A 26,138-nucleotide genomic window follows, 5' to 3' on the forward strand; every position below is an offset into this window, starting at 1 on the left:
GGCGGAACCTCAGACGGTGTCGTTGGCGCGGTAGCGCGTACCCGGGCGGCCCTTCGTCGAGTAGTCGAGCGTGCGGATCGCCCGCCCCGAACTCGCCAGGTGCTCGAGGTATCGACGGGCGCTCACCCGTGAGATCTGCACGTCGGCGCCGATCTCGGTCGCCGACGCGTCGGGACGGGTGGCGAGCGCGGACGCGACGCGATCGAGGGTCTCCGCGCTGAGCCCCTTCGGCAGCCCGAAGCGCTGGCGGAACGCGATGATGGCATCCGCCGCCTCCACACGTCGGACCACGTCATGCAGCTCGGTGTGATCGCGCAGCAGGAGAGTGGCCTCGACATCGACACCGTCGTGCCTGCTCCCGGTGCTGCGAGCGACGAGCACGTGCGAGCCGACGATCACCGGGCGCCCGGCGTCCTCGCCCTCACGGAGCACCGTGTGGAGGTCTTCGCCGAGGACGGATGCGGCATCCGCGCCGTCGAGCTCCGCGGCATCCCTGTCGAGGAAGCGGGCAGCGGCATCGTTCACGAGCGTGATCCGACCGGCCGCGTTCACCGTGATCACCCCCTCGCTCAGACCGTGCAGCGTGGTCTCCTGATTCTTCACGAGGGCCGCGATCTGATCCGGTTCGAGCAGGTAGATGCGTCGACGGATCACCGAGGTCACCCAGGCCGAGCCGAAGACCCCGAGGACGGCGGCGGCGAGCATCGCCGAGATCAGCCAGGCGAGGTTCCGCATGAACTCGTCGTTCAGCTCCGACTCGAGAATCCCGACGGATGCCGTGCCGATGACCGTCCCGTCATCCGCGAAGATCGGCACCTTCACGCGCCAGGATGTTCCGAGCGTGCCGGTCTGGGTGCCGACGTAGATCTCACCCGCGAGCGGGATGGACGGATCCGTCGAGACCTTCTCGCCGATCCGATAGGGGTTCGGGTGGGAATAGCGGATGCCGTCGGCGTTCGCCACCACCACGTAGGCGAGGTCCGACGCTTCGCGGATCACCTCGGCGATCGGCTGGATGGTCGCCGACGGGTCTGCATCGTCGAACGCTTCGCGCACCGTGGGGAGCGAGGCGATCGACTGGGCGACGGCCTGCATGCGGTCCTTGTACGACTCGCGCAGCGCCTGCTCCTGCAGGGCACCCGCGACGATGCCGGTCGCAAGCGTCACCAGGAACACGATCAGCGCCTGCAGGACGAGGAGCTGCACTCGGAGCGTCATCTTCGAGGCCACCCGATCATTCTCGTCGCTCCTGCGACCGACGGCGAGGGGTCTGCTCCGGCGTTCGCGAACAATAGTTTCAGAACTCCGACCAATGGTTTCCGAAGCTTGAGCACCCGCCCTCCCCCCTCCAGAGTGAACCGACAGCAACACCGACGCTCAAGGAGGAGCGCACATGAAGCACACACGTCTGGTGGCGGCGACAGCCGTCTTCGCGGCCGCAGCACTGGCATTGACGGCATGCGCCGGCGGAAGCACGGGATCCGGCGGCGGAGGTGGGGGAGGCGACGAGGCCGCGGCCATCGAGGATGTCAAGATCATCGTCCCGGCCGACCCCGGTGGCGGCTGGGATCAGACCGGTCGCGCGATGTCGCAGGTTCTGGCCGCCGACGAGATCGTCGGGTCCGCCCCGGTCTCGAACGTCGGAGGCGCGGGCGGTACCGTCGGCCTCGCTCAGCTCGCGAACGAGAAGGACCCGGCGACCCTCATGGTCATGGGTCTGGTGATGGTCGGTGCGATCGAGACGAACGCGTCGACGGTGCGACTCGAGGACACGACCCCGATCGCCCGGCTCACGGACGAGTCGCTCGTCATCGTGGTGCCGGAGAGCTCGAAGTACGAGACCCTCGAGGATCTCGTCGAGGACATCGTCGAGAAGGGGCAGGAGGTGACGGTGACCGGCGGCTCGGCGGGTGGCGCCGATCACATCCTCGCCGGCCTCCTCCTCGAAGCCGCCGGACTGGACGCGGAGGAGATCCCCGAGAAGCTCAACTACACGCCGAACTCCGGTGGTGGCGAGGCCGTCTCGCTCCTCGTCGGCAACAAGGTCGCCGCAGGCATCTCCGGTGTCGGCGAGTTCCTCCAGTACATCGAGGACGGCTCGATGCGGGCGCTGGCGGTCTCGGGCGCCGAGCCGGTCGCATCGCTCCCCGACGTGCCGACCATCACCGACGAGGGGTACGACGTCGAGCTCACCAACTGGCGCGGCGTGATCGCGCCCGGTGGAATCTCCGACGCGGAGCGCGCCGAGCTGGAGCGCATCGTCACCGAGATGCACGAATCCGGCGCCTGGAAGGACGAGCTCGAGACCAAGGGCTGGGCGGATGCCTTCCTGACCGGCGACGAGTTCGACAGCTTCCTGACGGAGAACATCACCGATGTGACCGGCACGCTCAAGAACATCGGATTGATCTGACATGGAAACCCCGATCCTCGGGGTGAGCGGGCGGGCCGAGGCGACTCGGCCCGCCCCGCGGGTTCCCCTCGGTGAACTCGTCTTCGCTCTCCTCATGCTCGCCCTCGGCGTCTTCGCGCTGGTGGGCGTCTTCACGATCCACGTCCCGGTCGGAGTGAAAGCCGGGCCGACGATCTTCCCGCTCTTCGTCTCGATCATCCTGCTGGGCTCGGCCGTGGCCGTTCTGGTCAACGTGCTCCGCGGAAAGCGCGCGGAGGTCGAGGAGGGCGAGGACATCGACCCCGACGCCAAGACCGATTGGCTCACGATCGCGAAGATCGTCGGAGCCGTGGTCGCCCACCTGCTGCTGATCGACATCATCGGCTGGGCGCCGGCGGCCACCGTGCTCTTCGGCGTGGTCGCGTGGGCGCTCGGCGCCACGCGCTGGTGGCTGGCCTTCGTCATCGGGCTCGTCGTCAGTCTGGTGATCCAGGTGGTCTTCGGGGGCCTGATGGGGCTGTCGCTGCCCTGGGGACCGGCTCTCGGATGGCTCGGAGAGGTGTTCTGATGGACAGCTGGACCCTGCTTCTCGAAGGCTTCGCGACGGCGCTGCAGCCGCAGTACCTCGTGTTCGCCTTCTTCGGCGTGCTGGTGGGAACGGCGGTCGGCGTGCTTCCCGGCATCGGGCCGGCGATGACCGTCGCGCTCCTGCTGCCGCTCACCTACACGCTCGACCCCACCGCTGCGCTGATCACCTTCGCCGGCATCTACTACGGCGGGATGTACGGCGGCTCCACCACCAGCATCCTGCTGAACACTCCGGGTGAATCGGCATCCATCGTCACGGCCATCGAGGGCAACAAGATGGCGAAGATGGGGCGCGGGGCCGCCGCTCTCGCCACGGCCGCGATCGGCTCGTTCGTCGCCGGCACCATCGCCACCGTCGGGCTCACCCTGCTCGCACCCGTGCTGGCACAGTTCGCGGTGAACCTCGGCCCGGCCGACTACGTGGCGCTCATCGTGATCGCGTTCATCACGGTCGGGGCGCTGATCGGCAGCTCCGTCCCGCGCGGGATGCTGTCGCTCGGCGTCGGACTGTTCCTCGGACTCGTCGGCACCGACACCCTCACGGCGCAGCAGCGCTACACGCTGGGGCTGCTTCCGCTGTCGGACGGGATCGACATCGTGCTCGTCGCGGTCGGACTCTTCGCCGTGGGCGAGACGCTGTACATCGCGGCTCGTCTGCGCCACGGCGGCATCGACGTCATCCCGGTCACCCGCGGATGGCGCAGCTGGATGACCAAGAGCGATTGGAAGCGCTCGTGGAAGCCCTGGCTGCGCGGCACGGCGATCGGCTTCCCGATCGGCACGATCCCCGCGGGTGGTGCCGACGTCGCGACGTTCCTGTCGTACGCCACCGAGCGCAAGCTCTCGCGGCACAAGGGCGAGTTCGGCCGCGGAGCCATCGAGGGGGTCGCCGGCCCCGAGTCCGCGAACAACGCGGCGGCGGCGGGTGTGCTCGTCCCGCTGCTCACGCTCGGTCTGCCCACGACCGCGACGGCGGCGATCATCCTCGTCGCCTTCCAGGCCTACGGACTGCAGCCGGGACCGCAGCTGTTCCAGAACCAGCCGGCGCTCGTGTGGGCGCTGGTGGCGAGCCTGTACGTCGGCAACGTCATCCTCATCATCCTCAACCTGCCGCTCGTCGGCATGTGGGTGAAGCTGCTGCAGATCCCGAGGCCCTACCTGTATGCGGGCATCCTGCTGTTCGCGGCCTTCGGCGCCTACGCGCTGAACTTCGCGGTCGTCGACATCCTGATCCTGGCGATCATCGGCGTGCTCGGCTACTTCATGCGACGGTACGGCTATCCGGTGGCTCCGCTCGTGGTCGGCATGATCCTGGGGCCGATGGGGGAGGAGTACCTCCGCAAGGCGCTGCAGTTGAGCCAGGGCGACCTGACGACCCTGTTCGTTCAGCCGTTCGCCGCGACGGCCTACATCGTGCTGGCGCTCCTCGTCGCCGGTGGGCTGTGGCTGCGTCGGCGTCAGCGCCGGTACGAGCAGGCGCTGACCGCCTCTATCGCCGTGCCGATCAGGACCGACTCGGAGGTCTGAGGTCGGGCGCAGGAGAGCCCGGGAGTAGGCTGATCCGGTGAGCGATGCAGAGACCCTGAACCGAGGGCCTCGTGCCTACGCCGCGTTCGTCGGGATCGGCCTGCTCGCGGGTCTCCTGTCCGGACTCTTCGGGGTCGGGGGCGGCACGGTCATCGTCCCGCTGCTGGTCCTCTTCCTGCATTTCAATCAGCGGCTCGGTGCGGGCACCTCGCTCGCCGCCATCGTGCCGACGGCCACCGTGGGTGTGGTGTCCTACGCGATCCACGGCTCGGTCGCATGGGTCCCGGCCCTCATCCTCGCGGCGGGCTCGGTCGTGGGTGCGCAGATCGGCACGCGTCTGCTCCCGAAGATCTCGCAGACGACGCTCCGGTGGTTCTTCGTCGGTTTCCTCGTGATCGTGATCGTGAGTCTGTTCCTGGTGGTCCCCTCCCGCGAGGCGGCTTTCGACCTGCAGCTGCTCACCGGTCTCGCCCTCGTCGCGGTGGGCGTCGTCACCGGCATCCTGGCCGGCCTGATCGGCGTCGGCGGCGGGGTGATCGTCGTGCCGGTCCTCATGCTGGCCTTCGGCACGAGCGATCTCGTCGCCAAGGGCACCTCGCTGCTCATGATGATCCCGACCGCCATCTCGGGGACGATCGGCAACATCCGCAATCGCAACGTCGATCTCGTGGCCGCCGCCATCGTCGGCGTCTCGGCGTGCACGACGACGGCGCTGGGCGCCTGGCTCGCCACACTGATCGACCCGTTCGCCGGAAACATGCTGTTCGCGGCATACCTCGTCGTGATCGCGGTGCAGATGGCGATGAAGGCGATCCGGGGGCGGAAGAAGGACTGACTCCCGCGGCCTCGGTAGGATCGAGGGGTGGCAGTGAACCAAGATCTGGTCGGCCGGGAGCTCCCGCCGACGGCCCCGTACCTCGTCGGACGCGAGAAGGTGCGCGAGTTCGCGCGCGCCGTCTTCGCCGATGCTCCGCAGCACACCGACGTCGAGGCCGCGCGCGCCCTGGGCTTCGAGGACGTGGTGGCGCCGCCGACGTTCGCGATCGTCATCCAGGACCACACGCTCCAGCAGCTGCTGGCGCTGCCGGACTCCGGCATCGTGCTGGCGCGCACGATCCACGCGGAGCAGCGCTTCGCCTACACCCGACCGATCGTCGCGGGCGATGAGCTCACCGGAACGCTCCGTGTCACGGGCATCCGGATGATGGGCGGCAACGCCATGATCACGAGCGAGGCGGAGATCACGGACGCGAGTGGCGCGCATGTCGTGACCGCCACCAGCGTGCTGCTCGTCGGTGCGGAAGACGACGCCGACAAGGGAGAGGCCGCCTGATGGGCTACACCGTCGGAGACGTGATCGCCGAGCGCACCGTGCACCTGACCCGCGAGTCGCTGGTGCGCTACGCCGGAGCATCCGGAGACTTCAACCCCATCCACTACCGCGATGACGTCGCGGCATCCGTCGGGCTCCCCGGCGTGCTCGCCCACGGCATGCTCACGATGGGCATCGCGTCGTCGGTCGTCGTCGCCGCTCTCGAGCCGGGAACGAAGATCCTGGACTACGGCGTGCGCTTCACCAAGCCCGTCGTCGTCGACCCCGAGACCGGTGCCGACCTGCATGTCAGCGCCACGGTCGGCGTGGTCGACGAGACCGCTGCGCGCATCGACCTGAAGGTCACCTTCGACGAGGCGACCGTGCTGGTCAAGGCGCAGCTGCGCGTCGCCGTCTGATGGGGGCGTCCGAGGTGCACGACATCGAGTCGATCCCGCTCGCGCAGCTGACGACGCTGCGCACGGGTGCCGCGCCGGAGCGGATGCGTGAGGCGTCGACGACCGCGGAGCTCGTCGACGTTCTGCGCGACACGTGGTCCGGCCGGGAACCGTGGTTCGTGCTCGGCGGCGGATCCAACCTCTTCGTCGGGGACGAGCCCTTCGAGGGGACCGTGATCCGCGTGCGCACCGAGGGCATCGAGGAGCTGCCGTCCCCCCACGCCGGTCGCGTGCGCCTCCGGGCGCAGGCCGGCCACGGGTGGGACGCCTTCGTCGCCTACGCCGTCGAGCACGGGTACGCGGGGCTCGAGGCCATGAGCGGCATCCCGGGGACGGTCGGTGCCGCACCGGTGCAGAACATCGGCGCCTACGGTCAGGAGATCCAGGAGACGCTCGTCGAGGTCGAACTCATCGACGAGGCGACCGGCGAGATCTCGACGGTGCCGGCGTCCGAGCTGGGCCTGGGGTTCCGCACCTCGGTCCTCAAGCACCACTACGGCGGGGAGCCCCTGCGGCGTGCTGTCATCCTGTCGGTGACCGTCGACCTCCTCGTCGCGGGAGAGCGCATCGTCCGCGGCGAACAGCTGCGCCGTGCGCTCGCTCTCCACGACGATGCCCCCGTGCCGCTCGGCTGGGTGCGCGAGCGCATCCTCGCCACGCGCGCATCGAAGGGGATGCTGCTCGACGACGCGGATCCCGACACCCACGGCGTCGGATCGTTCTTCCAGAACGCGATCGTGCCGGAGTCCGTGGCCAGGGCGCTGCCGCCGGAATGCCCGCGCTGGCCCGTTGCGCCCGACCTCGACGCGGTGACCGTGATCCCGCTCGCCTCCTACGACGGCCTCGTGCCGCAGACGAAGACGGAGGCTCCGGACGTCAAGGTGAGCGCCGCCTGGCTCATCGAGCAGGCCGGCATCCGCAAGGGCTTCAAGCTGCCGAGGTCGCGCGCGTCCGTGTCGACCAAGCATGCGCTCGCGCTGACAAACCGTGGAGGCGCGACGGCGGGTGAGGTCGCGGAGCTGGCACGGTTCATCCAGAGCAGGGTGCATGCCGAGTTCGGTCTCGTGCTGCAGCCGGAGCCCGTGCTCGTCGGCGTCGAGCTTTAACAGCGTCCGCCGCCGCGGCTACACTCGCGGCATGAGCGGATTGACCCCGTACCTGTTGTTCCCCGGAAACGCCGCTGAGGCGATGCGGCACTACCAGTCGGTGTTCGGCGGCGAGCTGCGGATGTTCGACTACGCGCAGTTCGATCGGCACGACGGCCCGTCCGACGCGATCGCGCACGCCATGCTCGAGGGTGTCGTGGATCTGTCGGGCGCGGATGCCGGCATCGACGCCGATGCGGTGCAGATGGGCGGGATGTTCTTCTCCCTGCTCGGCACCGCGGACGCGTCGACGCTCACCGGGTGGTTCGCTGACCTCTCCGTGGGCGGGAGGGTCATCGACCCGCTCCAGCGCCGTCCGTGGGGCGACTGGGACGGCACGCTCGTCGACCGGTACGGCATCCGCTGGCTCATCGGATACCAGCCCGAGTCCTGACCGGCGGCCGGGAGGCCGAACCGGTCAGGCGAACGGGTCCGGTCAGGCGAACAGACGCTGCAGGCGCTGGACGCCCTCGAGGAGCTGGTCGTCGCCGAGGGCGTACGACAGGCGCAGGTAGCCGCTCGGGCCGAAGGCCTCGCCCGGGACGACGGCGACCTCGGCCTGCTCGAGGATGAGGTCGGCGAGCTCCAGCGAGGTGGTCGGCGTGACGCCGCCCCAGGTGCGGCCGAGCAGGCCCTGCACGTCGGGGTAGACATAGAAGGCGCCGAGCGGGTTCGGCACGACGAGGCCGTCGATCTTGGAGAGCTCGGAGACGATGAGCTTGCGGCGTCGATCGAACGCCTCGCGCATCTTCTCGGCCTCGGTCTGCGGGCCGTTGAGAGCGGCGATCGCGGCCTTCTGGGCGACGTTGTTCACGTTGCTCGACAGGTGCGACTGCAGGTTGCCGGCGATCTTGATGGCGTCGGCAGGACCCACCATCCAGCCGACCCGCCAGCCGGTCATGGCGTACGTCTTCGCGACGCCGTTGACGAGGATGGTCTGGCCGGCGACCTCGGGGACGGCTGCCACGATCGACGTCGCCTTCACGCCCTCGTAGGTGAGGTTCTGGTAGATCTCGTCGGTGATGACCCAGATGCCGTGCTCGAGCGCCCACTCGCCGATGGCGCGGGTCTCCTCGGCGGTGTACACCGATCCGGTCGGGTTCGACGGCGAGACGAAGACGAGCACCGTGGTGCGCTCGGTGCGCGCGGCCTCGAGCTGCTCGACGGTCACCTTGTAATCCTGGTCGGCTCCGGCGAAGACCTCGACGGGAGTGCCGTCGGCCAGACGGATAGCCTCGGGGTACGTGGTCCAGTACGGGGCGGGCAGCAGCACCTCGTCGCCCGGGTTCACGACGGTCTGGAACGCCTGGTAGACCGACTGCTTGCCGCCGTTGGTCACGATGACCTGGCTGGGGGAGACCTCGAGGCCCGAGTCGCGGAGGGTCTTCGCAGCGATCGCCTCCCGCAGTGCCGGCAGGCCGGGCGCCGGGGTGTACCGGTAGTTCGCCGGGTCGGCGAGGGCCTCCGCCGCGGCATCCACGATGAACTGCGGCGTCGCGAAGTCCGGCTCGCCGGCGGCATAGGAGATGACGTCCTTGCCTTCGGCCTTGAGGGCCTTCGCCTTCGCGTCGACCTTGAGGGTCGCCGACTCGGCGATGGCGGACAGCTTGCGGGAGAGAGGAGCGCGTTCGGTCACGACTACGAGCGTACTCGGGTGGGCCCGCCGGATGCCGGGCGCGTCGCCATCAAGAATCTGGGTTCTTTACGGAAGCACGGGTGTGTGAGGGGTCAAGAAGCGCCGTGTCCCGAGGGGGCGAGGCGGCGTCTCTTGACCCCTCACGTCGACGGCGAGCGCGCTCAGGCGGTCGCGAAGCCGTGGGCCTGGGCGACGGCGTCGAGCGTGATGCGTCCGCCCTGCACGTTCAGACCCTTCGCGAGGGACGGATCTTCGGATGCCGCGCGCTCCCAGCCCTTGCCGGCGATGGCCGAGACGTAGGGGAGCGTCGCGTTGGTCAGCGCGCGGGTGGCCGTCTCGGGGACGGCGCCGGGCATGTTCGCGACGCAGTAGTAGATCGCGTCGTGAACGGCGAAGGTCGGGTCGTCGTGCGTGGTCGGCCGCGAGCCCTCGAAGCATCCGCCCTGGTCGATCGCGATGTCGACGAGCACGGCGCCCGGCTTCATGCCGGCGACCATGTCGTCGGTGACGAGCTTCGGGGCCGCCGCGCCGGGGATCAGCACCGAGCCGATCACGAGGTCGGCCGTCGCGAGCTCCTCGGCGATGTCGTAGCGGCTCGACGCGCGTGTCTCGAGCGCGCCTCCGTAGCGGTGCTCGAGCTCGCGCAGTCGAGGCAGCGAGATGTCGATCACGGTGACCTTCGAGCCGAGGCCCAGGGCGTTCGCTGCGGCGTGCTCCCCGGCGACGCCGCCGCCGATCACGACGGTCTTGGCGCGCGGAGTGCCGGCGATGCCGCCGAGCAGCATGCCGCGGCCGCCGTTCGAGCGCAGCAGCGAGTACGAGCCCATCGTGACGGAGAGCCGCCCGGCGATCTCGCTCATCGGCACGAGAAGGGGCAGGCTGCGGTCCGGCAGCTGCACGGTCTCGTAGGCGACGGCCGTCGTGCCGGCATCGACCAGGGCGGTCGTCAGTGCGCGGTCCGCGGCGAGGTGCAGGTAGGTGAAGAGGGTGAGGTCGGGGCGGAGGAACCCGTACTCCTGCGCGATCGGCTCCTTGACCTTGATCAGCAGATCCGCCTCGCCCCATGCCTCGGCTGCGGTCGCGACGATCTCGGCGCCGACAGCCCGGTAGGCGTCGTCGTCGATGCGTGAGCCGACGCCCGCGCCGGACTGCACGAGCACGCGGTGGCCCTCGTGGACGAGACGGTCGGCACCCGCGGGGGTGAGCGCGACGCGGTTCTCGTTGTTCTTGACCTCGGTGGGCACGCCGATCTTCATCGATCCTCCAGGACTAGGTTTGCGTGCATACAGAATCGCAGAAACGTCGACCAGGCAACAGATTCCCTGAAGATGATTCGATCACGGCGGAGATCCTGAATAATCGTTCACATGGAGACGACATCACAGGGTCCTCAGCCGAACACTCTTCGGGCACCCGCCCTGGACCCGACGGATGCGAGGATCGTGCAGCTGCTGGCCGAAGACGGGCGGATGACCAACGCCGAGCTCGCCGGTCACCTCGGGGTCGCCCCCTCGACGGCGCACGCGCGACTGCGCGCCCTCGTCGAGCGCGGGGTCATCACCGGATTCCACGCCAGCGTGGACGAGCGGATGCTGGGGGCCGGACTCCAGGCGATCATCGGCGTGACGCTGCGCCCGAGCGGACGGCGCGAGAGCATCGTCGAGTTCGCCGAACGCGTGCGAGTGCTGCCGCAGGTGATCCAGGTCTTCTTCCTCGGCGGGGACGACGACTTCCTCCTGCACATCGCTGTCGCCGACTCGTCCGAGATGCGCGAGTTCGTGCTCGAGCATCTGTCGGCGCAGAGCAGCGTCGCGTCCACGCGGACGAGCATCGTGTTCGACTATCACCGCAACTCGGTGGCCGCCTCGTTCGCGTGAGTGGATCAGCGCGGGTCGGGCTTCCCGCTCATGCGCCGAAGGACGCCGGAAGGGCGCAGTAGTCGGCGAAGCGTCGCTTCGGGTTCGCGGGATCGGTGACATCGACGATCGCGGCGGCGACCGTGTGCGGCGCTTCATCGCCCGCGAGCTGCCAGACGACGTAGTGCCACATGCCGCGGGCCGTCTCGCTCAGCAGCGTGGACGGACCAGAGACGACGAGCACACTGTCGCTCGCGGAGCTCGCGCGGAACGGCGCGATCACATCAGTGCGGAGGACCTGCTCATCGCCGTCGGCGGAATGCCTCCGCTCGACCTCGAGTCCTGCCGCGCGCAGCGCCGCGGCGAGCTCGTCGGCGCTGCGGCGTGAACGCTCGGCATCCGCTCCCGCCACGGCGAGAAGCCGTCGCCCACTCGGGTACAGATGCAGGAACTCGGAGGAGATGTCGGTCCACACGTCGGCCATGGATCCAGGCTACGCCGGGCGATCGGGTCGCGGGCCGACGCCGGATGGACGGAATCGTCCCCGCGTGCAGAGAGGCCCTCGGATGCCGAACCGCGCATCCGAGGGCCTCGTCCGTCCGCTCAGTCCTCGTCGACGAGGAAGCGGCTGTAGGCGCCGAGCGTGAGGAACGTGGGGAACTCCTCCTGCAGGGCCACCTCGCGGAAGATCTCGGCGGCATCGTCGAATCGGTCGCCGGCGCTCCGGGTCGCCGACGCGATGACCTGGGTGATCAGCCCCTCGACGTACTCGGCCGTGATCGGCGTGCCTTCCTGCGTGACGCGGTCCTGATGGATCCACTGCCACACCTGCGACCGGCTGATCTCGGCCGTCGCGGCATCCTCCATCAGGTTGTCGATGGCGACGGCTCCGAGGCCGCGCAACCACGCCTCGAGGTAGCGGATGGCCACCGACACGTTGTCGCGCACGCCGCGGTCGGTGACCGCGCTGCCGATGCGGAGATCGAGCAGGTCGCGCGCCTCGACGTGCACGTCGTCACGCTGACGGTCGACCTGGTTCGGGCGATCGCCGAGCACGGCGTCGAACTCCGCCTGGGCCGTCGGGATCAGGTCGGGGTGGGCGACCCAGGTGCCGTCGAAGCCGTCGCCGGCCTCGCGCTTCTTGTCGGCGGACACCTTCTCGATCGCTCGCGCGGTCACCTCGGGGTCACGACGGTTCGGGATGAAGGCGCTCATGCCTCCGATCGCGAACGCGCCCCGCTTGTGGCAGGTCTGCACGAGCAGCTCGGTGTACGCCCGCATGAACGGCACCGTCATCGTGACCTCGCTGCGGTCGGGGAGCACGAAGCGCGCCCCGCGGCCGCGGTAGTTCTTGATGATCGAGAAGATGTAGTCCCAGCGCCCGGCGTTGAGGCCGGCGCAGTGATCACGCAGCTCGTAGAGGATCTCGTCCATCTCGAACGCGGCGGGCAGCGTCTCGATGAGCACGGTCGCGCGGATGGTGCCGTGCGGGATCCCGATGTACTCCTCGCTGAACGAGAACACGTCGTCCCACAGCTTCGCCTCCTCGCTGGACTCGAGCTTGGCGATGTAGAAGTACGGGCCGCGGCCGCCGTCGATCAGCGCTTGCGCGTTGTGCAGGAAGTAGAGACCGAAATCCACGAGCGAGCCGGATGCCGCCGTGCGGCGCCCTGCGCGATCGGTGAACGACACGTGCTTCTCGGGCAGGTGCCAGCCGCGCGGCCGCATCACGATCGTCGGGGTGTGCTCGGCGGTGACGCGGTACTCCTTGCCGTCGGGGGAGGTGAAGGAGAGCTCCCCGCGGATCGCGTCCCGCAGGGACAGCTGGCCCTCGATGACGTTCTTCCAGGTGGGACTGGTCGCATCCTCCTGGTCGGCGAGCCAGACCCGTGCGCCGGAGTTCAGCGCGTTGATGGTCATCTTCGGGTCCGTCGGGCCGGTGATCTCGACGCGGCGGTCCTCGAGTCCGGGGCCGGCGCCGGCGACGCGCCACTCGGCGTCCTCGCGGATGTGGGCCGTGTCATCGCGGAAACGGGGGTCGTGCCCGTTGCCGATCTCGAAGCGGCGGCGCATGCGGTCCGCGAGCCGGTCGTGGCGGCGCGAGGCGAACCGGTGATGCAGTTCGGTGAGGAAGGCGACGGCCTCGGGGGTGAGGATCTCGTCGTAGCGGTCGCGCAGCGGGCCGGTGATCGCGATCGCCGGACCCTGCTGGGTCGTCTGGATCGGAGCCGTGGTCGGGGGAGCGGTGGGAGTGGTCATGATCTGAAGTCCTTTGCGTGGTGGGGTGCCTCGACGGGCTCAGCAACCCATGGGTCCCTGAGCCCGTCGAAGGGCCCGTGACGGATCAGTGGAACTGTGCGGCTTCGGTGGAGCCGGCGAGGGCGAGGGTCGCGCTGTCGGGGTTGAGCGCGGTGGAGATGACGTCGAAGTAGCCGGTGCCCGCCTCGCGCTGGTGCTTGGTGGCGGTGTAGCCGTCCGCCTCGGCGGCGAACTCGGCCTCCTGCAGCTCGACGTACGCGCTCATGGCGCGTTCGGCGTAGCCGCGGGCGAGGTCGAACATCGAGTGGTTCAGGGCGTGGAAGCCGGCAAGGGTGATGAACTGGAACTTGTAGCCCAGGTCGGCCAGGTCCTGCTGGAACGTCGCGATCTCGGCGTCCGACAGGTGCCGCTTCCAGTTGAAGCTCGGAGAGCAGTTGTAGGCCAGGAGCTTCCCGGGGAACTGCGCGTGGATCGCGGCGGCGAACTCGCGGGCGAGCTCGATGTCGGGTTCCCCGGTCTCGACCCAGAGCAGATCGGCGTAGGGAGCGAAGGCGAGTCCGCGGCTGATGACCGACTCGATGCCGGGGCGGATCCGGTAGAAACCCTCGGTCGTGCGCTCGCCGGTGGTGAACTGCTGGTCGCGCTCGTCGACGTCGCTCGTGAGCAGGTCGGCGGCGAGGGCGTCCGTGCGGGCGATGATGACCGTGGGCACGCCCGCGACGTCGGCAGCGAGTCGCGCGGCGTTCAGCGTGCGGATGTGCTGCTGCGTGGGCACCAGCACCTTGCCGCCGAGGTGCCCGCACTTCTTCTCGCTCGCCAGCTGATCCTCCCAGTGGATGCCGGCGGCACCCGACTGGATCAGCGACTGCGCGAGCTCGTAGGCGTTCAGCGGACCGCCGAAGCCGGCCTCGGCGTCCGCGACGATCGGGGCGAGCCAGTCCTGGGTGATCTCTCCCGTGCCGGCAAGGGCCTCGGCGTGCTCGAGCTGGTCCTGGCGGATCAGGGCGTTGTTGATGCGGCGGACGACCGCAGGCACCGAGTTCGCCGGGTACAGCGACTGGTCGGGGTAGGTCTGGCCCGCGAGGTTGCCGTCGGCCGCGACCTGCCAGCCCGAGAGGTAGATGGCCTTGAGGCCCGCCCGGACCTGCTGCACGGCCTGACCGCCGGTGTAGGCGCCGAGCGCTCGCACGTAGTCCTCGGTGTGCAGGAGGTTCCACAGGTTCTCGGCGCCGCGGTGGGCGAGCGTCGACTCCTCGCGGACGGAGCCGCGGATGCGGATGACGTCCTCCGCGGTGTAGGTGCGCTCGACGCCGTCCCAGCGCGGGTCGGTCTCCCAGATCTCCCGGAGCTCCGCGGCCGTCTGAACCTGGTCGCCGGCGCGCAGTCCGGCGGGGCGAGGTGCGGGGGTTGCTGCGGTGTTCGTCATGGTGTCTCCTCGATGAGAGTGGGTGGCTTGGCATCCACTCTGTGTGAAGTTCTGAACCTCGGATGACCGATCCGGGGGTGAAGAATGCCGAAAATTCTGTTTCTGTGACAGAATCGCGGCCATGACCCCTTCGACAGGCTCAGGGACCCCGGTCTCCGACGCGGAAGACACCGACGCCCTCACGATCGGTCGGCGCATCCGCCAGCTGCGTACCGCGCGGGGGCTGACGCTCGAGGATCTCGCGGCGGCCGTCGATCGCGCCCCGAGTCAGCTGTCGATGATCGAGACCGGCAAGCGCGAGCCCAAGCTGACGCAGCTGCAGGCCATCGCGCGGGCGCTCGGCGTCACGATCGATGCGCTCCTCGAGGGCGAGCCGCTCGACGAACGCAGCGCGATCGAGATCGCCCTGGAGCGAGCGATGAAGGGACAGACATTTCGGGCGCTCGGGATCGACCCGTTCCGGATCGCGAAGTCGGTGCCGACGGACGCGCTCAGAGCGCTCCTTGCCCTGCACGGCGAGATCGATCGGCTGCGCGACGAGCGTGCGGCCACGCCGGAGGAGGCGCGGCGGGCGAACGTCGAGCTGCGGCACCTCATGCGACGGCAGGACAACCACTTCGCCGACCTGGAGACGAAGGCGTCGGAGATCCTGGCGGCGGTCGGCCACCCCGGCGGTCCGCTGACCCAGCGCACGGCATCCGAGATCGCCGCCTACCTGGGGTTCACGCTGCATTACGCGCCCGATCTGCCGCAGACGACGCGCAGCGTCGCCGACCTCGCGCACGGACGCCTGTACCTGTCGAGCAGCGTGCCCGCCAAGGGGGATGCCCGGACCGCGGTGCTGCAGGCCCTGTCGAGCCGCATCCTGGGCCACTCCGAGCCCCGCAGCTATGCGGAGTTCCTCCGCCAGCGCGTCGAGACCAACTACCTGACCGGCGCACTCCTCATTCCCGAGGCGCACGTCGTCCCCTCGCTGAAGGATGCCAAGGAACGGCGCTCCATCTCGATCGAGGATCTGCGCGACGCGTACTCCGTCTCCTACGAGACGGCTGCGCACCGGTTCACCAACCTCGCGACGCGCCACCTCGACATCCCCGTGCACTTCCTCAAGGTGCACGAGTCGGGCACGATCACGAAGGCGTACGAGAACGACGACGTGAACTTCCCGACCGACCGCCTCGGCGCGATCGAGGGGCAGATGTGCTGCCGGCGCTGGACGAGCCGCGTCGTCTTCGACGAGGACGACCGCTTCAACCCGTACTACCAATACACCGACACCGGCAACGGCACGTACTGGTGCACGGCCAGGGTCGAGGCGTCGAGCGAGGGTCTGCACTCGGTGAGCGTTGGGGTGCGCTTCGACGACACGAAGTGGTTCGTCGGGCGCGACACCGGCCACCGCGGTGTGTCGAAGCACTCGGTCGAGGTGTGCTGCCGGCAGGCGCCTGCCGAACTCGAGGAGCGCTGGCGCGAGAACTCCTGGCCGAACGTGAAGACTCCCCGCACGCTGCTCGCGACGCTGCCGACGGGTTCGTTCCCCGGCGTCGACACGACCGACGTGTACGAGTTCCTCGAGGCGCACGCGCCCCGCTGACGTCGGATGCTCGCGGTCAGTCCCGCGCGGTCTGCAGCAGGGTCCAGAGCTCGGCGCGCGCGGGGAACGACGACAGGTCGATCCCGAGCATCCCGCCGGCCTGCGCGATGCGGGAGCGGAGGGTGTGCCGATGCACGCCGAGCGCGGTGGCGGCGGACTCCGCGCGCGCGTCGTGCTCCAGCCAGGTGCGCAGCGAGCGCTCGAGGTCGGAGCCCGTCCGCGCGTCGTGCTCGCGCAGCGGTGCCAGACGGGACTCCGCCACCAGGCGCGCCTCGTCGGTCGCGAGAGCGGTGAGGATGCTCGAGCCCACGGTGTCGGCGTACCTCACCGCGCCGCGCTCGCCCTGCTGCCGGAGCGCCGTGAGCGCCTGCGCGTGCGCGCGCGAGAAGGCGTCGTAGCCCTCCGGGTCGGAGACGCCGACGCGGATGCCGAAACGCACGGCGATCTCATCGAGGAGGTGCTCGTCGCCCGCGGACAGGCAGAGCGTCACGCCGTCCTCGGACTCGGCGAGGAAGAAGGGTGTGCCGTGCTCGGAGCGGTGCCGTTCCCACCAGTCGGTCAGGGGACCTGCCGGCGCATCGGCCGCCACCGCGACGATCATCGGGGCGGGCGGGAGACCGCCGAGGACGCGCCTGGCCAATCCCGGATCGTCGGCGAGGAGCGAGCCGAGCAGCTGGGCGTGCAGCCGACGGCGGCTCCGTGCCAGCTGCTCGCTCTGCTCCATGGCCAGTCCCGCCATCGCGATGACCGACGTCACGACCGAGCGCGCCTCCGCGTCGAGCACGTCGACCGCGAGCGCGATGACGCCGCGGAGGTGTCCGCCCCGCCCGACGGTGAAGAGCGTGAAGGTGCGGTGCTCGATGGTGAGCGACTGGCCGGCCTCGAGTCCGCGGGTCAGGATCTCGATGACGCGCTCGCCGAGGTCGTCGAGCACGTCCGGTTCGACCCCATCGCGTGGATGCGAGCTGAGCAGTGCTCCGGCGGCGTCGAACATCCCGGCCCACACGTCGAGACGCCGGCCGAGCTCGGCGATGGTCGCGTCGAGCCCGTGCGGGCGGAGCGCGGCCAGGGCGAGTGCGCGCTGCGTGTCGAGTGCCCACGATCGGCGGGCATAGGCCTGTGCGGCGATGGCCTCGGAGTGCGCGCGGGCGACGGCGATGAACGGTGTGCGGTACGGGACCTCGAACAGCGGCATCCCGCGCGCGGCGCAGGCGTGGATGAGCTCCTCGGGGATGCCGGAGCGGTGCACCTCGGTGCCGAAGCCGAGTCCGAGCACCCCGCGATCGGCGAGCCGCCCGACGTACATGTCGATGTCGCCCTGCTCGTCGAACTGCCGGCCCGTGGTCAGCAGGGCCAGGTCTTCGGAGAGGAACGGCGTGGGGTCCTCGAGATCCGAGCTGTGCACCCACCGCAGCGACCGGTCGAGCGCGCTCTCCGGGAGGTCGTCCTCGCGCGAGACCAGGGTGAGCCCGAGGTCGCGACGGCGCAGCAGGGCCCGCAGCGTGGGCTCTTCGGCAGCGGCCATGGTGGCTCCTGTTGTACGGTTCGGCGATCTGTCCCTCCAGATTGTACAAGCGGGCGAGTGCGACGGTGTCGTCGGCCGCCGTACGCTCGCGAACATGGCACTCCTCGACACCGCAGCTGTTGCAGTTCCCCTCGGCGGACCCGAGCTCCCTCAGGAGCGACGCCTCGTCACCGCGCTTCCCGGGCCGCGCTCGGCCGAGATCCTCGCGCGCAAGGCGGATGCCGTCGCCGCGGGTGTCGGCCACACCGTTCCCGTCGCGACCGTCGCCGCCGGCGGAGGCGTCGTGGTGGACGCGGACGGAAACTCGCTCATCGACCTCGGCTCCGGCATCGCGGTGACCACCGTCGGCAACGCGCACCCGAAGGTCGCCGCCGCCGTCGCGGCACAGGCAGCGCAGTTCACGCACACGTGCTTCATGATCTCGCCCTACGAGTCGTACATCGAGGTGGCGGAGGCGCTGAACCGGGTCACACCCGGCGACTTCGCCAAGAAGAGCGCCCTGTTCAACTCGGGCGCCGAAGCGGTCGAGAACGCGATCAAGATCGCCCGCAAGCACACCGGCCGCCAGGCTGTCGTCGCCTTCGACCACGGCTACCACGGGCGCACGAACCTGACCATGGCGCTCACCGCCAAGTCGATGCCGTACAAGAGCGGCTTCGGGCCGTTCGCGCCCGAGGTCTACCGTGCGCCGATGTCGTACCCGTTCCGCGACGGCCTCGCCGGCCCCGAGGCGGCGGCCCGCGTCATCCTCCAGCTCGAGAAGCAGATCGGCGCCGACAACCTCGCCGCGGTCATCATCGAGCCGATCCAGGGCGAGGGCGGATTCATCGTTCCCGCCGAGGGCTTCCTGCCCGCCATCGTCGACTGGTGCCGTGCGAACGGCGTGGTCTTCATCGCCGACGAGGTGCAGACCGGCTTCGCCCGCACGGGCCACATGTTCGCGAGCGAGATCTTCGGCATCGAGCCCGACCTCATCACCACGGCCAAGGGCATCGCGGGCGGTCTGCCGCTCGCCGCCGTCACCGGACGCGCCGAGATCATGGACGCCTCGCACTCCGGCGGCCTCGGCGGCACCTACGGCGGCAACCCGATCGCCTGTGCCGCGGCGCTCGCCGCGATCGACGTCTTCGAGAACGACGGCGTGATCGAGCGCGCCCGCGAGATCGGCACGATCCTCACGGACCGCCTCACGGCGATCCAGCAGGGCGACGCCCGCGTGGGCGAGGTGCGCGGTCACGGCGCCATGATCGCGGCCGAGTTCGTCGACCCCGAGACCAACGCTCCGGATGCGGCTCTCACGGCCGCCGTCGCGAAGGCCTGCATCGCGCAGGGCGTGATCGTCCTCACCTGCGGCACGTACGGCAACGTCATCCGGTTCCTGCCTCCGCTCGCGATCGGCGACGATCTGCTGAACGAAGGACTAGACGTCGTCGCAGCGGCCCTCGCCGCCGCCTGACACCACACGTCCGGTCGCGACCCTGATCGGGGGATTGCGGGTCGCGACCGGCACTTCACGCCCCCGACGAAGGAGTTGCACATGGCTGAGATCACCCGCGATGTACTGATCATCGGCGCCGGAGCCGCAGGGCTCACGGCGGCGAACGACCTGCGCAAGGCCGGCCTCTCGGTCGCCGTGCTGGAAGCGCGGGACCGCGTCGGCGGTCGGCTGTGGACCGACGTGATCGAGGGCGCGATGCTCGAGATCGGCGGCCAGTGGGTCTCTCCGGATCAGGACGCGCTGAAGGATGCCATCGAGGAGCTGGGACTCGAGACGTACAGCCGCTATCGCGAGGGCGACAGCGTCTACGTGGGCCCCGACGGCCAGTCGCACCGCTTCACCGGCGAGATGTTCCCCGTGGCGCCCGAGACGGAAGCCGTGATCGCCGAGATCACCGAGCGTCTCGACGCCATGGTCGCCGAGATCGACCCGGATCGCCCCTGGGCGCACGCCAAGGCCGAGGAATGGGACACCGTCACGTGGGACGCCTGGCTGCGCGCGCAGACCGACGACGACGAGGCCGTACGCAACCTGGCCTTCGCCACCGGCACCGCGATGCTCACCAAGCCCACGCACTCGTTCTCGCTGCTGCAGTCGCTGCTGATGGCTGCATCCGCCGGCTCGTACTCGAACCTCGTCGACGCGGACTTCATCCTCGACAAGCGCGTCGTCGGCGGTCTGCAGCAGGTGCCGCAGCGTCTCGCCGAGCGTCTGGGCGACGACGTGCTGCTGAACCAGCCCGTGCGGAGCCTCGAATGGGGTCCGAACGGTGTGAAGGCGACGACCGACGACCTCACGGTCAGCGCCCGCTACGCGATCCTCGCCCACGCGCCGGTGCTCTACAGCCGCATCTCGTTCGTCCCGCCGCTCCCGCGCCGCCAGCACCAGATGCATCAGCATCTGTCGATGGGCTTCGTGATCAAGGTGCATGCCGTCTACGAGACGCCGTTCTGGCGGAAGGACGGCTTGAGCGCGACCGCGTTCAGCCCCTACGAGCTCGTGCACGAGGCGTACGACAACACCAACCACGGCGACGAGCGCGGCACTCTCGTCGGCTTCGTCTCGGACGCGAACGCCGACGGCGTCTTCGAGCTCTCCGCCGAGGAGCGCAAGGAGCGCATCCTCGAATCCCTCTCGCACTACTACGGCGACGAGGCCAAGAACCCGGTCGTCTACTACGAGAGCGACTGGGGCAGCGAGGAATGGACCCGCGGCGCCTACGCCGCGAGCTTCGACATGGGCGGCCTGCACCGCTACGGCGCGGACCTGCGCACCCCGGTCGGACCGATCCACTTCGCCTGCAGCGACCTGGCCGGCGCCGGATACCAGCACGTCGACGGGGCGATCCGCATGGGCCAGCTCGCCGCTTCGAACATCGTGGACGCGATCCGCGACGCCGGCTCCGCCGAGGACGCCGTCTGATGACCGGCTCGGTCGTCGTCGGCTACACCGCGACGGACACCGGAGCGGATGCCGCAGCACTCGGCGCCCGCCTCGCCCGCAGCCTCGGCGCGACGCTGCACCTCGTGATCGTGCTCCCGAACGAGGGCACGCGCAGCGCGGCGGTCCCGCCGGAGCGCGCCTACGAGGAGCACATCCGCGGCCAGGCGAAGAAGTGGCTCGCGGACGCGATCGTCCGGCTGCCGCAGGAGCTCACCCGCAACGGACATGTGCGCTTCGCCGAATCCTTCGCCGAGGGGCTCATCGCCGCCGGTGAGGAGTTCGATGCACGCGTGATCGTGGTCGGTGCAGCCGGAGGCGGCATCCTGGGTCGGCACCGACTCGGCAGCGTCGCCTCCGAGCTCCTGCACTCGTCGACCATCCCCGTCGCGCTCGCGCCGGTGGGCTCGGCTCAGCAGGACGATCACGTCATCCCGCGCGTCACGGTCGCCGTCGGCACCCGTCCGGGCGCCGATGCGCTGCTCGATGAGGCGGTGGCCCTCGCCGGCGACACCGGCGTCGACCTCCGTCTCGTGTCCCTCGTGCCGTTCGACGTCCCGCCGGGCCTCGACACGGGCGCGCTCCGCGTGGTCGGCGACGAGCATTCGCAGGAGGTTCTCGCGGTCGCCTCGGAGCTGCTGCCCGACGGCCGCACCGCCGTGGTCGAGAAGGCACCGGGAGACAGCGTGGAGGATGCCGTCGCGCACCTCTCCTGGCTCCCCGGCGAGGTCCTCCTCGTCGGCTCCAGCCGGCTCGCCCAGCCGCGCCGGCTGTTCCTGGGCTCCACGGCAGCGAAGATGCTGCACGAGCTGCCCGTTCCGATGATCGTCGTCCCGCGCACCCGCGCCGAAGCAGGAGTCCGCTGATGAGCAGCACGAATCGGGCGACGGAGCCCGAATCCGGTGTCACGACCGGCATCTCCACGAAGGGCCTGAGCGCCGGGACCATCGGCCTCATCGGCGCGGTCGTGATCGGGATCTCCTGCATCGCGCCGGCCTACACGTTCACGGCCGCTGTCGGGCCCACGGCATCCGTCGTCGGCGCGCAGATCCCCGCCATCATCCTCGTCGGCTTCATCCCGATGCTCCTGGTCGCCTTCGGCTATCGCGAGCTCAACAACCGGATGCCCGACTCCGGCACCTCCTTCACCTGGGCGACCAGGGCCTTCGGCCCGTGGATCGGCTGGATGGCCGGCTGGGGCCTCATCGTCGCGACGATCCTGGTGCTGTCCAATCTCGCCGGCGTCGCGGTCGACTTCCTGTTCCTGCTGCTGTCGCAGATCACGAACAATCCCGACATCTCGGCGCTCGCCAGCAACACCTGGATCAACATCGGGGTGTGTCTGCTGTTCATGCTCGGCGCGACGTGGGTCTCCTACCGCGACATGCAGACGACGCAGAAGCTGCAGTACTGGCTCGTGAGCTTCCAGATCCTGGTGCTCGTGTTCTTCGCCGGCGCCGCGATCGTGCAGGCGGTCAACGGCAACGGGTTCGACTATCAGCCGTTCGACCTCAACTGGTTCAACCCGTTCGCGATCTCGTCGTTCAGCGCCGTCGCCGCCGGGCTCTCGCTCTCGATCTTCATCTTCTGGGGCTGGGACGTCACCCTCACGATGAACGAGGAGACCAAGGACCCGGAGAAGACCCCGGGACGCGCAGCCACCCTGACCGTGCTCACGATCGTGTCGCTGTACCTGCTCCTCGCCGTCGCGATGATCATGTTCGCGGGCGTCGGCACCGGCGACCTCGGGCTCGGCAACGAGGACATCCAGGAGAACGTGTTCTTCCACCTGTCCGGTCCGATCCTCGGCCCGCTCGCGTTCCTCGTGTCGCTCGCCGTGCTCACCAGCTCCGCGTCGTCGCTGCAGTCGACCTTCGTGGGGCCGGCGCGCACGCTGCTGGCGATGGGCCACTACGGCGCTCTGCCGAAGTCGTTCGCCAAGGTCAGCCCGCGCTTCTTCACCCCGGGGTATGCGACCATCGTCTCGGCCATCGTGGCCTCCGCGTTCTACGCCGTCATGCGCGTGGTCAGCGAGGACACGCTGTGGGACACGATCCTCACCCTCGGCATGATGATCTGCTTCTACTACGGCATCACCGCGTTCGCGTGCGTCTGGTACTTCCGCAAGCAGTGGTTCGACTCGACGCGGAACTTCTTCTTCACGTTCCTGTTCCCGCTCGTCGGCGGCGTCATCCTCGCGGTGCTGTTCTTCACGACCCTGATCGACTCGATGGATCCGGCGTACGGCTCCGGATCGCAGATCGGCGGCGTCGGCATCGTCTTCATCCTCGGGATGCTCATCATCGTGGTGGGTATCGCGGTGATGATCTGGCAGCGGGTCAAGCGGCCCGCGTTCTTCCGCGGCGAGACCCTCGGCATCGACGCCCCGCCGAGCCTTCGCCGCCGCTGACCCCGCACTCCTCCCCACAGAAAGAGAATCCATGAGCACTCAGACCGAGCAGGCGCTGCTCGACAGCATCCCCACCGGCCTCTTCATCGGCGGCGAGTGGACGGATGCCGAGACCGGCGGCACCTTCGACGTGCAGGACCCCGCGACCGGCGCCGTCATCCGGACCATCGCCGACGCGACGCCCGCCGACGGCAAGCGCGCGCTCGACGCGGCAGTCGCCGCGCAGGACTCGTGGGCGGCGACCGCTCCGCGCGTGCGCAGCGAGATCCTCCGTCGGGCGTTCGACCTGGTGCAGGTGCACAAGGAGGACCTCGCGCTGCTGATGACGCTCGAGATGGGCAAGCCGCTCGCGGAGGCGCGCGGCGAGGTCGGCTACGGCGGCGAGTTCCTGCGCTGGTTCAGCGAGGAGGCCGTGCGGATCAGCGGCCGCTACGGGATCAACCCCGAGGGCACCGGCCACATGGTCGTGTCGCAGCGTCCGGTCGGACCGTCGTTCTTCGTGACGCCGTGGAACTTCCCGTTCGCGATGGCGACGCGCAAGATCGCGCCGGCGCTGGCCGCCGGATGCACGGTCGTGATCAAGCCCCCGGCTCTGACGCCCCTGACGACGATGTTCTTCACGAAGCTGCTGGAGGAGGCGGGGCTCCCCGCCGGCGTCGTCAACGTCGTGCAGACCTCGAAGTCGAGCGCACTGTCGGCACCCATCATCGCCGACCCGCGTCTGCGTAAGCTCTCGTTCACGGGATCGACCGAGGTCGGCCGCAAGCTCATCGCCCAGGCGGCCGAGGGCGTGCTGCGGGTCTCGATGGAACTCGGCGGCAACGCGCCGTTCGTCGTCTTCGAGGACGCCGACCTGGACAAGGCCGTGGAGGGCGCGCTGGCCGCGAAGTTCCGCAACATCGGGCAGGCATGCACGGCGGCGAACCGCTTCATCGTGCACAAGGACGTCGCGGGGGAGTTCGCCCGCAAGGTGACCGAGCGCGTCAACGCCATGAAGATCGGCCGCGGCACCGAGGAGGGCGTCGCGATCGGACCGCTCATCGATGCGGATGCCGTCGCGAAGGCGGGCGAGCTCGTCGACGACGCCGTCGGACGCGGCGCGAAGCTCCTCGCGGGCGGCAAGGCCGTCGAGGGCACCGGCACGTTCTACGAGCCCACCGTGCTGACCGATGTCGTGGCAGGATCGGCGATCCTCCGCGAGGAGATCTTCGGACCGGTCCTCGCGATCGCGACCTTCGACTCCGAGGACGAGGCCGTGCGCCTCGCGAACGACACCGAGTACGGACTCGTCTCGTACGTCTTCACCGAGAACCTGCAGCGCGGCCAGCGCATGATCGACAAGCTGGAGACCGGCATGATGGGCCTCAACGTGGGCGTCGTGTCGAACGCGGCAGCGCCCTTCGGCGGCGTCAAGCAGTCCGGCGTCGGACGCGAGGGCGGCTTCGAGGGCATCCACGAGTACCTGTCCACGAAGTACACGCTGATTCCCGTCTCCTGAAAACCCCTCGGTCGTTGAGCGACACTTCGACTCGCTTCGCTCGCTCAGTGCGGGTCTCCGCGAGACGATAGCTCCTCGCTCAACGACCGGCACAAATCGAGAGGACACGACATGACCGACTACGCCGTCATCAACCCCGCCACCGGAGAGACGCTGGCGTCCTTCGACACGTTCACGGACGCGCAGATCGACGAGGCCGTCGCGGCCGCCGACGAGGCGCACCGCGACTGGTCGCGTTCGTCGACCGTCGCGGAGCGCGCGGCGCTCCTCCGCCGCGCCGCCGAGCTGCACCGCGAGCGTCGGGAAGAGCTCGCCGACGTGTTCGTGCGCGAGATGGGCAAGCCGCGCGAGGCGGCCCTCGGCGAGGTGGACTTCGCCGCCGACATCGCGGAGTACTACGCCGACCAGGCCGAGGCCATCATGGCCGACCAGCCGATCGCGATCCTCGGAGACGGCTCGGCGATCATCCGCCGTTCGTCGCTGGGGCCGCTCATCGGGATCATGCCGTGGAACTTCCCGGCGTACCAGATCGTGCGGTTCGCGGCGCCGAACCTCATCGTCGGCAACACGATCCTGCTGAAGCCCGCCCCGCAGTGCCCCGAGTCGTCGACAGCGCTCGAGGCGATCTATCACGACGCCGGATTCCCGAAGGGTGCGTACCAGAGCGTGCTCGCCACGAACGAGCAGATCGCCACGATGATCGCCGACCCGCGCGTGCAGGGTGTGTCGCTCACCGGCTCCGAGCGGGCGGGTGCCGCTGTCGCCGAGGTCGCCGGTCGCAACCTCAAGAAGGTCGCGCTGGAGCTCGGCGGGTCCGATCCGTTCATCGTGCTGTCGACCGACGACCTCGACGCGACCGTCCAGGCCGGCGTCGACGCGCGCCTCGACAACAACGGCCAGGCGTGCAACGGCGCCAAGCGCTTCATCATCGTCGACGGCCTCTACGATGCGTTCGTGGAGAAGTTCACCGCCGCGATGGGTGCGGTCGAGGCGACCGATCCGATGCTCGACGACACGGTCCTCGGGCCGGTTTCGTCGGAGACGGCGGCGGAGAACCTGCAGAAGCAGATCGACCAGGCCGTCGAGCAGGGAGCCACGCTGCTCACGGGCGGCACGCGCGACGGAGCCTTCTTCGCGCCGACCGTGCTCGCCGACGTCACGCCGGCGATGAACGTCTACCGCGAGGAGCTCTTCGGTCCCGCTGCTGTCGTGTACCGGGTGGCAGACGAGGATGCGGCGGTCGCGCTGGCGAACGACACGACCTTCGGTCTCGGCTCCTACGTCTTCACGACGGATGCCGACCAGGCGGAGCGCGTGGCCGACAGGATCGAGGCCGGCATGGTCTACGTCAACCTCGTGCTGGCCGACAGCCCCGAGCTGCCCTTCGGCGGCATCAAGCGCAGCGGTACCGCACGTGAGCTGGGTCATCTCGCCGCCGACGAGTTCGTGAACAAGAAGCTCATCCGCATCGGCTGAGCGGCGGTCCGTGCCGCGCGCACGTACTGAAGGAGATCTCGCGGAATGAAGGAGCGGATGCCGCATCCGCTCCTTCAGGACGCGAGATCTCCTTCGTC

23 protein-coding genes are annotated in these 26,138 nt (G+C 69.4%); 16 read left to right on the plus strand and 7 right to left on the minus strand.

Going from position 1 to position 26,138, the window contains the following annotated elements; all coding sequences use genetic code 11:
* Positions 1-9 precede the first annotated feature (9 nt).
* On the minus strand, positions 10-1,230 hold the full coding sequence (locus ABD648_RS17555) for a PAS domain-containing protein (RefSeq protein ID WP_282216229.1): 1,221 nt from the start codon (positions 1,228-1,230) through the stop codon (positions 10-12).
* A gap of 163 nt (positions 1,231-1,393) precedes the next feature.
* Between ABD648_RS17555 and ABD648_RS17560 the strand changes: the two genes are divergently transcribed.
* From ABD648_RS17560 to ABD648_RS17595, 8 genes are read left to right on the plus strand one after another with little or no spacing between them, the layout of a single operon-like run.
* Positions 1,394-2,413: a Bug family tripartite tricarboxylate transporter substrate binding protein gene (locus tag ABD648_RS17560; protein ID WP_282216230.1), complete on the plus strand. Its 1,020-nt coding sequence runs from the start codon at positions 1,394-1,396 to the stop codon at positions 2,411-2,413.
* 1 nt (position 2,414) lies between these two features.
* On the plus strand, positions 2,415-2,960 hold the full coding sequence (locus ABD648_RS17565; RefSeq protein ID WP_282216231.1) for a tripartite tricarboxylate transporter TctB family protein: 546 nt from the start codon (positions 2,415-2,417) through the stop codon (positions 2,958-2,960).
* Positions 2,960-4,507, plus strand: a complete 1,548-nt coding sequence (locus ABD648_RS17570) for a tripartite tricarboxylate transporter permease (RefSeq protein ID WP_282216232.1) — start codon at positions 2,960-2,962, stop codon at positions 4,505-4,507. Before ABD648_RS17565 ends, ABD648_RS17570 begins: the two co-directional genes overlap by 1 nt.
* 37 nt (positions 4,508-4,544) lie before the next feature.
* Positions 4,545-5,342 carry a sulfite exporter TauE/SafE family protein gene (locus ABD648_RS17575; protein ID WP_282216233.1) on the plus strand — a complete coding sequence of 266 codons (798 nt, stop codon included), beginning with the start codon at positions 4,545-4,547 and terminating at the stop codon, positions 5,340-5,342.
* A 27-nt stretch (positions 5,343-5,369) separates the two neighbouring features.
* Positions 5,370-5,840: an FAS1-like dehydratase domain-containing protein gene (locus tag ABD648_RS17580; protein WP_282216234.1), complete on the plus strand. Its 471-nt coding sequence runs from the start codon at positions 5,370-5,372 to the stop codon at positions 5,838-5,840.
* Positions 5,840-6,238, plus strand: coding sequence for a MaoC/PaaZ C-terminal domain-containing protein (locus ABD648_RS17585; protein WP_282216235.1), 399 nt, complete (start codon positions 5,840-5,842; stop codon positions 6,236-6,238). The genes ABD648_RS17580 and ABD648_RS17585 overlap by 1 nt, the downstream gene beginning before the upstream one ends.
* Before the next feature lie 14 nt (positions 6,239-6,252).
* On the plus strand, positions 6,253-7,383 hold the full coding sequence (locus ABD648_RS17590) for a UDP-N-acetylmuramate dehydrogenase (protein ID WP_282216236.1): 1,131 nt from the start codon (positions 6,253-6,255) through the stop codon (positions 7,381-7,383).
* A 31-nt stretch (positions 7,384-7,414) separates the two neighbouring features.
* Positions 7,415-7,816, plus strand: a complete 402-nt coding sequence (locus ABD648_RS17595) for a VOC family protein (RefSeq protein WP_282216237.1) — start codon at positions 7,415-7,417, stop codon at positions 7,814-7,816.
* Between the two features lie 42 nt (positions 7,817-7,858).
* Here the strand turns inward: ABD648_RS17595 and ABD648_RS17600 are convergent, their stop codons facing one another.
* Together ABD648_RS17600 and ald are read right to left on the minus strand one after the other, a co-directional pair.
* Positions 7,859-9,058 (minus strand): pyridoxal phosphate-dependent aminotransferase, encoded by a 1,200-nt coding sequence (locus tag ABD648_RS17600; protein ID WP_282216238.1) that lies wholly within the window; start codon positions 9,056-9,058, stop codon positions 7,859-7,861.
* 161 nt (positions 9,059-9,219) lie between these two features.
* Positions 9,220-10,314, minus strand: coding sequence for an alanine dehydrogenase (gene ald / locus ABD648_RS17605; protein ID WP_282216239.1), 1,095 nt, complete (start codon positions 10,312-10,314; stop codon positions 9,220-9,222).
* Positions 10,315-10,425: 111 nt separating this feature from the next.
* Here ald and ABD648_RS17610 point away from each other — a divergent pair, with 111 nt between their 5' ends.
* Positions 10,426-10,935, plus strand: coding sequence for an Lrp/AsnC family transcriptional regulator (locus ABD648_RS17610; protein ID WP_282216240.1), 510 nt, complete (start codon positions 10,426-10,428; stop codon positions 10,933-10,935).
* Between the two features lie 28 nt (positions 10,936-10,963).
* On the opposite strand, the gene ABD648_RS17615 is transcribed toward ABD648_RS17610, so the two are convergent.
* The 3 genes from ABD648_RS17615 to aceA form a co-directional block, all read right to left on the minus strand.
* A complete protein-coding gene (locus tag ABD648_RS17615) occupies positions 10,964-11,398 on the minus strand; it encodes a hypothetical protein (RefSeq protein WP_282216241.1) in 435 nt (144 codons plus the stop codon).
* 119 nt (positions 11,399-11,517) lie between these two features.
* The gene (aceB, locus tag ABD648_RS17620) at positions 11,518-13,173 is read right to left on the minus strand and encodes a malate synthase A (RefSeq protein WP_282216242.1); all 1,656 of its coding nucleotides are present in this window, start codon (positions 13,171-13,173) and stop codon (positions 11,518-11,520) included.
* Positions 13,174-13,258: 85 nt separating this feature from the next.
* Positions 13,259-14,599, minus strand: coding sequence for an isocitrate lyase (gene aceA / locus ABD648_RS17625; RefSeq protein ID WP_282216243.1), 1,341 nt, complete (start codon positions 14,597-14,599; stop codon positions 13,259-13,261).
* A 121-nt stretch (positions 14,600-14,720) separates the two neighbouring features.
* Between aceA and ABD648_RS17630 the strand changes: the two genes are divergently transcribed.
* Entirely contained in the window at positions 14,721-16,193 is a 1,473-nt protein-coding gene (locus ABD648_RS17630; protein WP_282216244.1) for a helix-turn-helix transcriptional regulator, read from the plus strand.
* 16 nt (positions 16,194-16,209) lie between these two features.
* On the opposite strand, the gene ABD648_RS17635 is transcribed toward ABD648_RS17630, so the two are convergent.
* The gene (locus ABD648_RS17635) at positions 16,210-17,718 is read right to left on the minus strand and encodes a PucR family transcriptional regulator (protein ID WP_282216245.1); all 1,509 of its coding nucleotides are present in this window, start codon (positions 17,716-17,718) and stop codon (positions 16,210-16,212) included.
* 94 nt (positions 17,719-17,812) lie between these two features.
* On the opposite strand from ABD648_RS17635, the gene gabT reads away from it, so the two are divergent.
* The 6 genes from gabT to ABD648_RS17665 all read left to right on the plus strand — a co-directional run bounded on the left by gabT (position 17,813) and on the right by ABD648_RS17665 (position 26,040).
* Entirely contained in the window at positions 17,813-19,174 is a 1,362-nt protein-coding gene (gene gabT, locus ABD648_RS17640) for a 4-aminobutyrate--2-oxoglutarate transaminase (protein ID WP_282216246.1), read from the plus strand.
* A gap of 81 nt (positions 19,175-19,255) precedes the next feature.
* Positions 19,256-20,638, plus strand: coding sequence for a flavin monoamine oxidase family protein (locus ABD648_RS17645; protein WP_282216247.1), 1,383 nt, complete (start codon positions 19,256-19,258; stop codon positions 20,636-20,638).
* Positions 20,638-21,522 (plus strand): universal stress protein, encoded by an 885-nt coding sequence (locus ABD648_RS17650; protein WP_282216248.1) that lies wholly within the window; start codon positions 20,638-20,640, stop codon positions 21,520-21,522. Before ABD648_RS17645 ends, ABD648_RS17650 begins: the two co-directional genes overlap by 1 nt.
* The gene (locus ABD648_RS17655; protein WP_282216249.1) at positions 21,522-23,066 is read left to right on the plus strand and encodes an APC family permease; all 1,545 of its coding nucleotides are present in this window, start codon (positions 21,522-21,524) and stop codon (positions 23,064-23,066) included. The genes ABD648_RS17650 and ABD648_RS17655 overlap by 1 nt, the downstream gene beginning before the upstream one ends.
* 31 nt (positions 23,067-23,097) lie before the next feature.
* Positions 23,098-24,564 (plus strand): NAD-dependent succinate-semialdehyde dehydrogenase, encoded by a 1,467-nt coding sequence (locus ABD648_RS17660; protein WP_282216250.1) that lies wholly within the window; start codon positions 23,098-23,100, stop codon positions 24,562-24,564.
* 111 nt (positions 24,565-24,675) lie between these two features.
* Positions 24,676-26,040, plus strand: coding sequence for an NAD-dependent succinate-semialdehyde dehydrogenase (locus ABD648_RS17665; RefSeq protein WP_282216251.1), 1,365 nt, complete (start codon positions 24,676-24,678; stop codon positions 26,038-26,040).
* The last annotated feature ends 98 nt before the right edge of the window (positions 26,041-26,138 follow it).

This window comes from Microbacterium luteolum, assembly GCF_039533965.1.
Taxonomy (GTDB): Bacteria; Actinomycetota; Actinomycetes; order Actinomycetales; family Microbacteriaceae; genus Microbacterium; species Microbacterium luteolum.

Excerpts from the sequence above, each read along its gene's own strand:
- ABD648_RS17560 (WP_282216230.1), top strand. The coding sequence starts at position 1,394 with ATGAAGCACACACGTCTGGTGGCGGCGACAGCCGTCTTCGCGGCCGCA.
- ABD648_RS17565 (WP_282216231.1), top strand. The coding sequence starts at position 2,415 with ATGGAAACCCCGATCCTCGGGGTGAGCGGGCGGGCCGAGGCGACTCGG.
- ABD648_RS17570 (WP_282216232.1), top strand. The coding sequence starts at position 2,960 with ATGGACAGCTGGACCCTGCTTCTCGAAGGCTTCGCGACGGCGCTGCAG.
- ABD648_RS17585 (WP_282216235.1), top strand. The coding sequence starts at position 5,840 with ATGGGCTACACCGTCGGAGACGTGATCGCCGAGCGCACCGTGCACCTG.
- ABD648_RS17595 (WP_282216237.1), top strand. The coding sequence starts at position 7,415 with ATGAGCGGATTGACCCCGTACCTGTTGTTCCCCGGAAACGCCGCTGAG.
- ald (WP_282216239.1), bottom strand. The coding sequence starts at position 10,314 with ATGAAGATCGGCGTGCCCACCGAGGTCAAGAACAACGAGAACCGCGTC.
- ABD648_RS17610 (WP_282216240.1), top strand. The coding sequence starts at position 10,426 with ATGGAGACGACATCACAGGGTCCTCAGCCGAACACTCTTCGGGCACCC.
- ABD648_RS17615 (WP_282216241.1), bottom strand. The coding sequence starts at position 11,398 with ATGGCCGACGTGTGGACCGACATCTCCTCCGAGTTCCTGCATCTGTAC.
- aceB (WP_282216242.1), bottom strand. The coding sequence starts at position 13,173 with ATGACCACTCCCACCGCTCCCCCGACCACGGCTCCGATCCAGACGACC.
- aceA (WP_282216243.1), bottom strand. The coding sequence starts at position 14,599 with ATGACGAACACCGCAGCAACCCCCGCACCTCGCCCCGCCGGACTGCGC.
- ABD648_RS17630 (WP_282216244.1), top strand. The coding sequence starts at position 14,721 with ATGACCCCTTCGACAGGCTCAGGGACCCCGGTCTCCGACGCGGAAGAC.
- ABD648_RS17635 (WP_282216245.1), bottom strand. The coding sequence starts at position 17,718 with ATGGCCGCTGCCGAAGAGCCCACGCTGCGGGCCCTGCTGCGCCGTCGC.
- gabT (WP_282216246.1), top strand. The coding sequence starts at position 17,813 with ATGGCACTCCTCGACACCGCAGCTGTTGCAGTTCCCCTCGGCGGACCC.
- ABD648_RS17645 (WP_282216247.1), top strand. The coding sequence starts at position 19,256 with ATGGCTGAGATCACCCGCGATGTACTGATCATCGGCGCCGGAGCCGCA.
- ABD648_RS17650 (WP_282216248.1), top strand. The coding sequence starts at position 20,638 with ATGACCGGCTCGGTCGTCGTCGGCTACACCGCGACGGACACCGGAGCG.
- ABD648_RS17655 (WP_282216249.1), top strand. The coding sequence starts at position 21,522 with ATGAGCAGCACGAATCGGGCGACGGAGCCCGAATCCGGTGTCACGACC.
- ABD648_RS17660 (WP_282216250.1), top strand. The coding sequence starts at position 23,098 with ATGAGCACTCAGACCGAGCAGGCGCTGCTCGACAGCATCCCCACCGGC.
- ABD648_RS17665 (WP_282216251.1), top strand. The coding sequence starts at position 24,676 with ATGACCGACTACGCCGTCATCAACCCCGCCACCGGAGAGACGCTGGCG.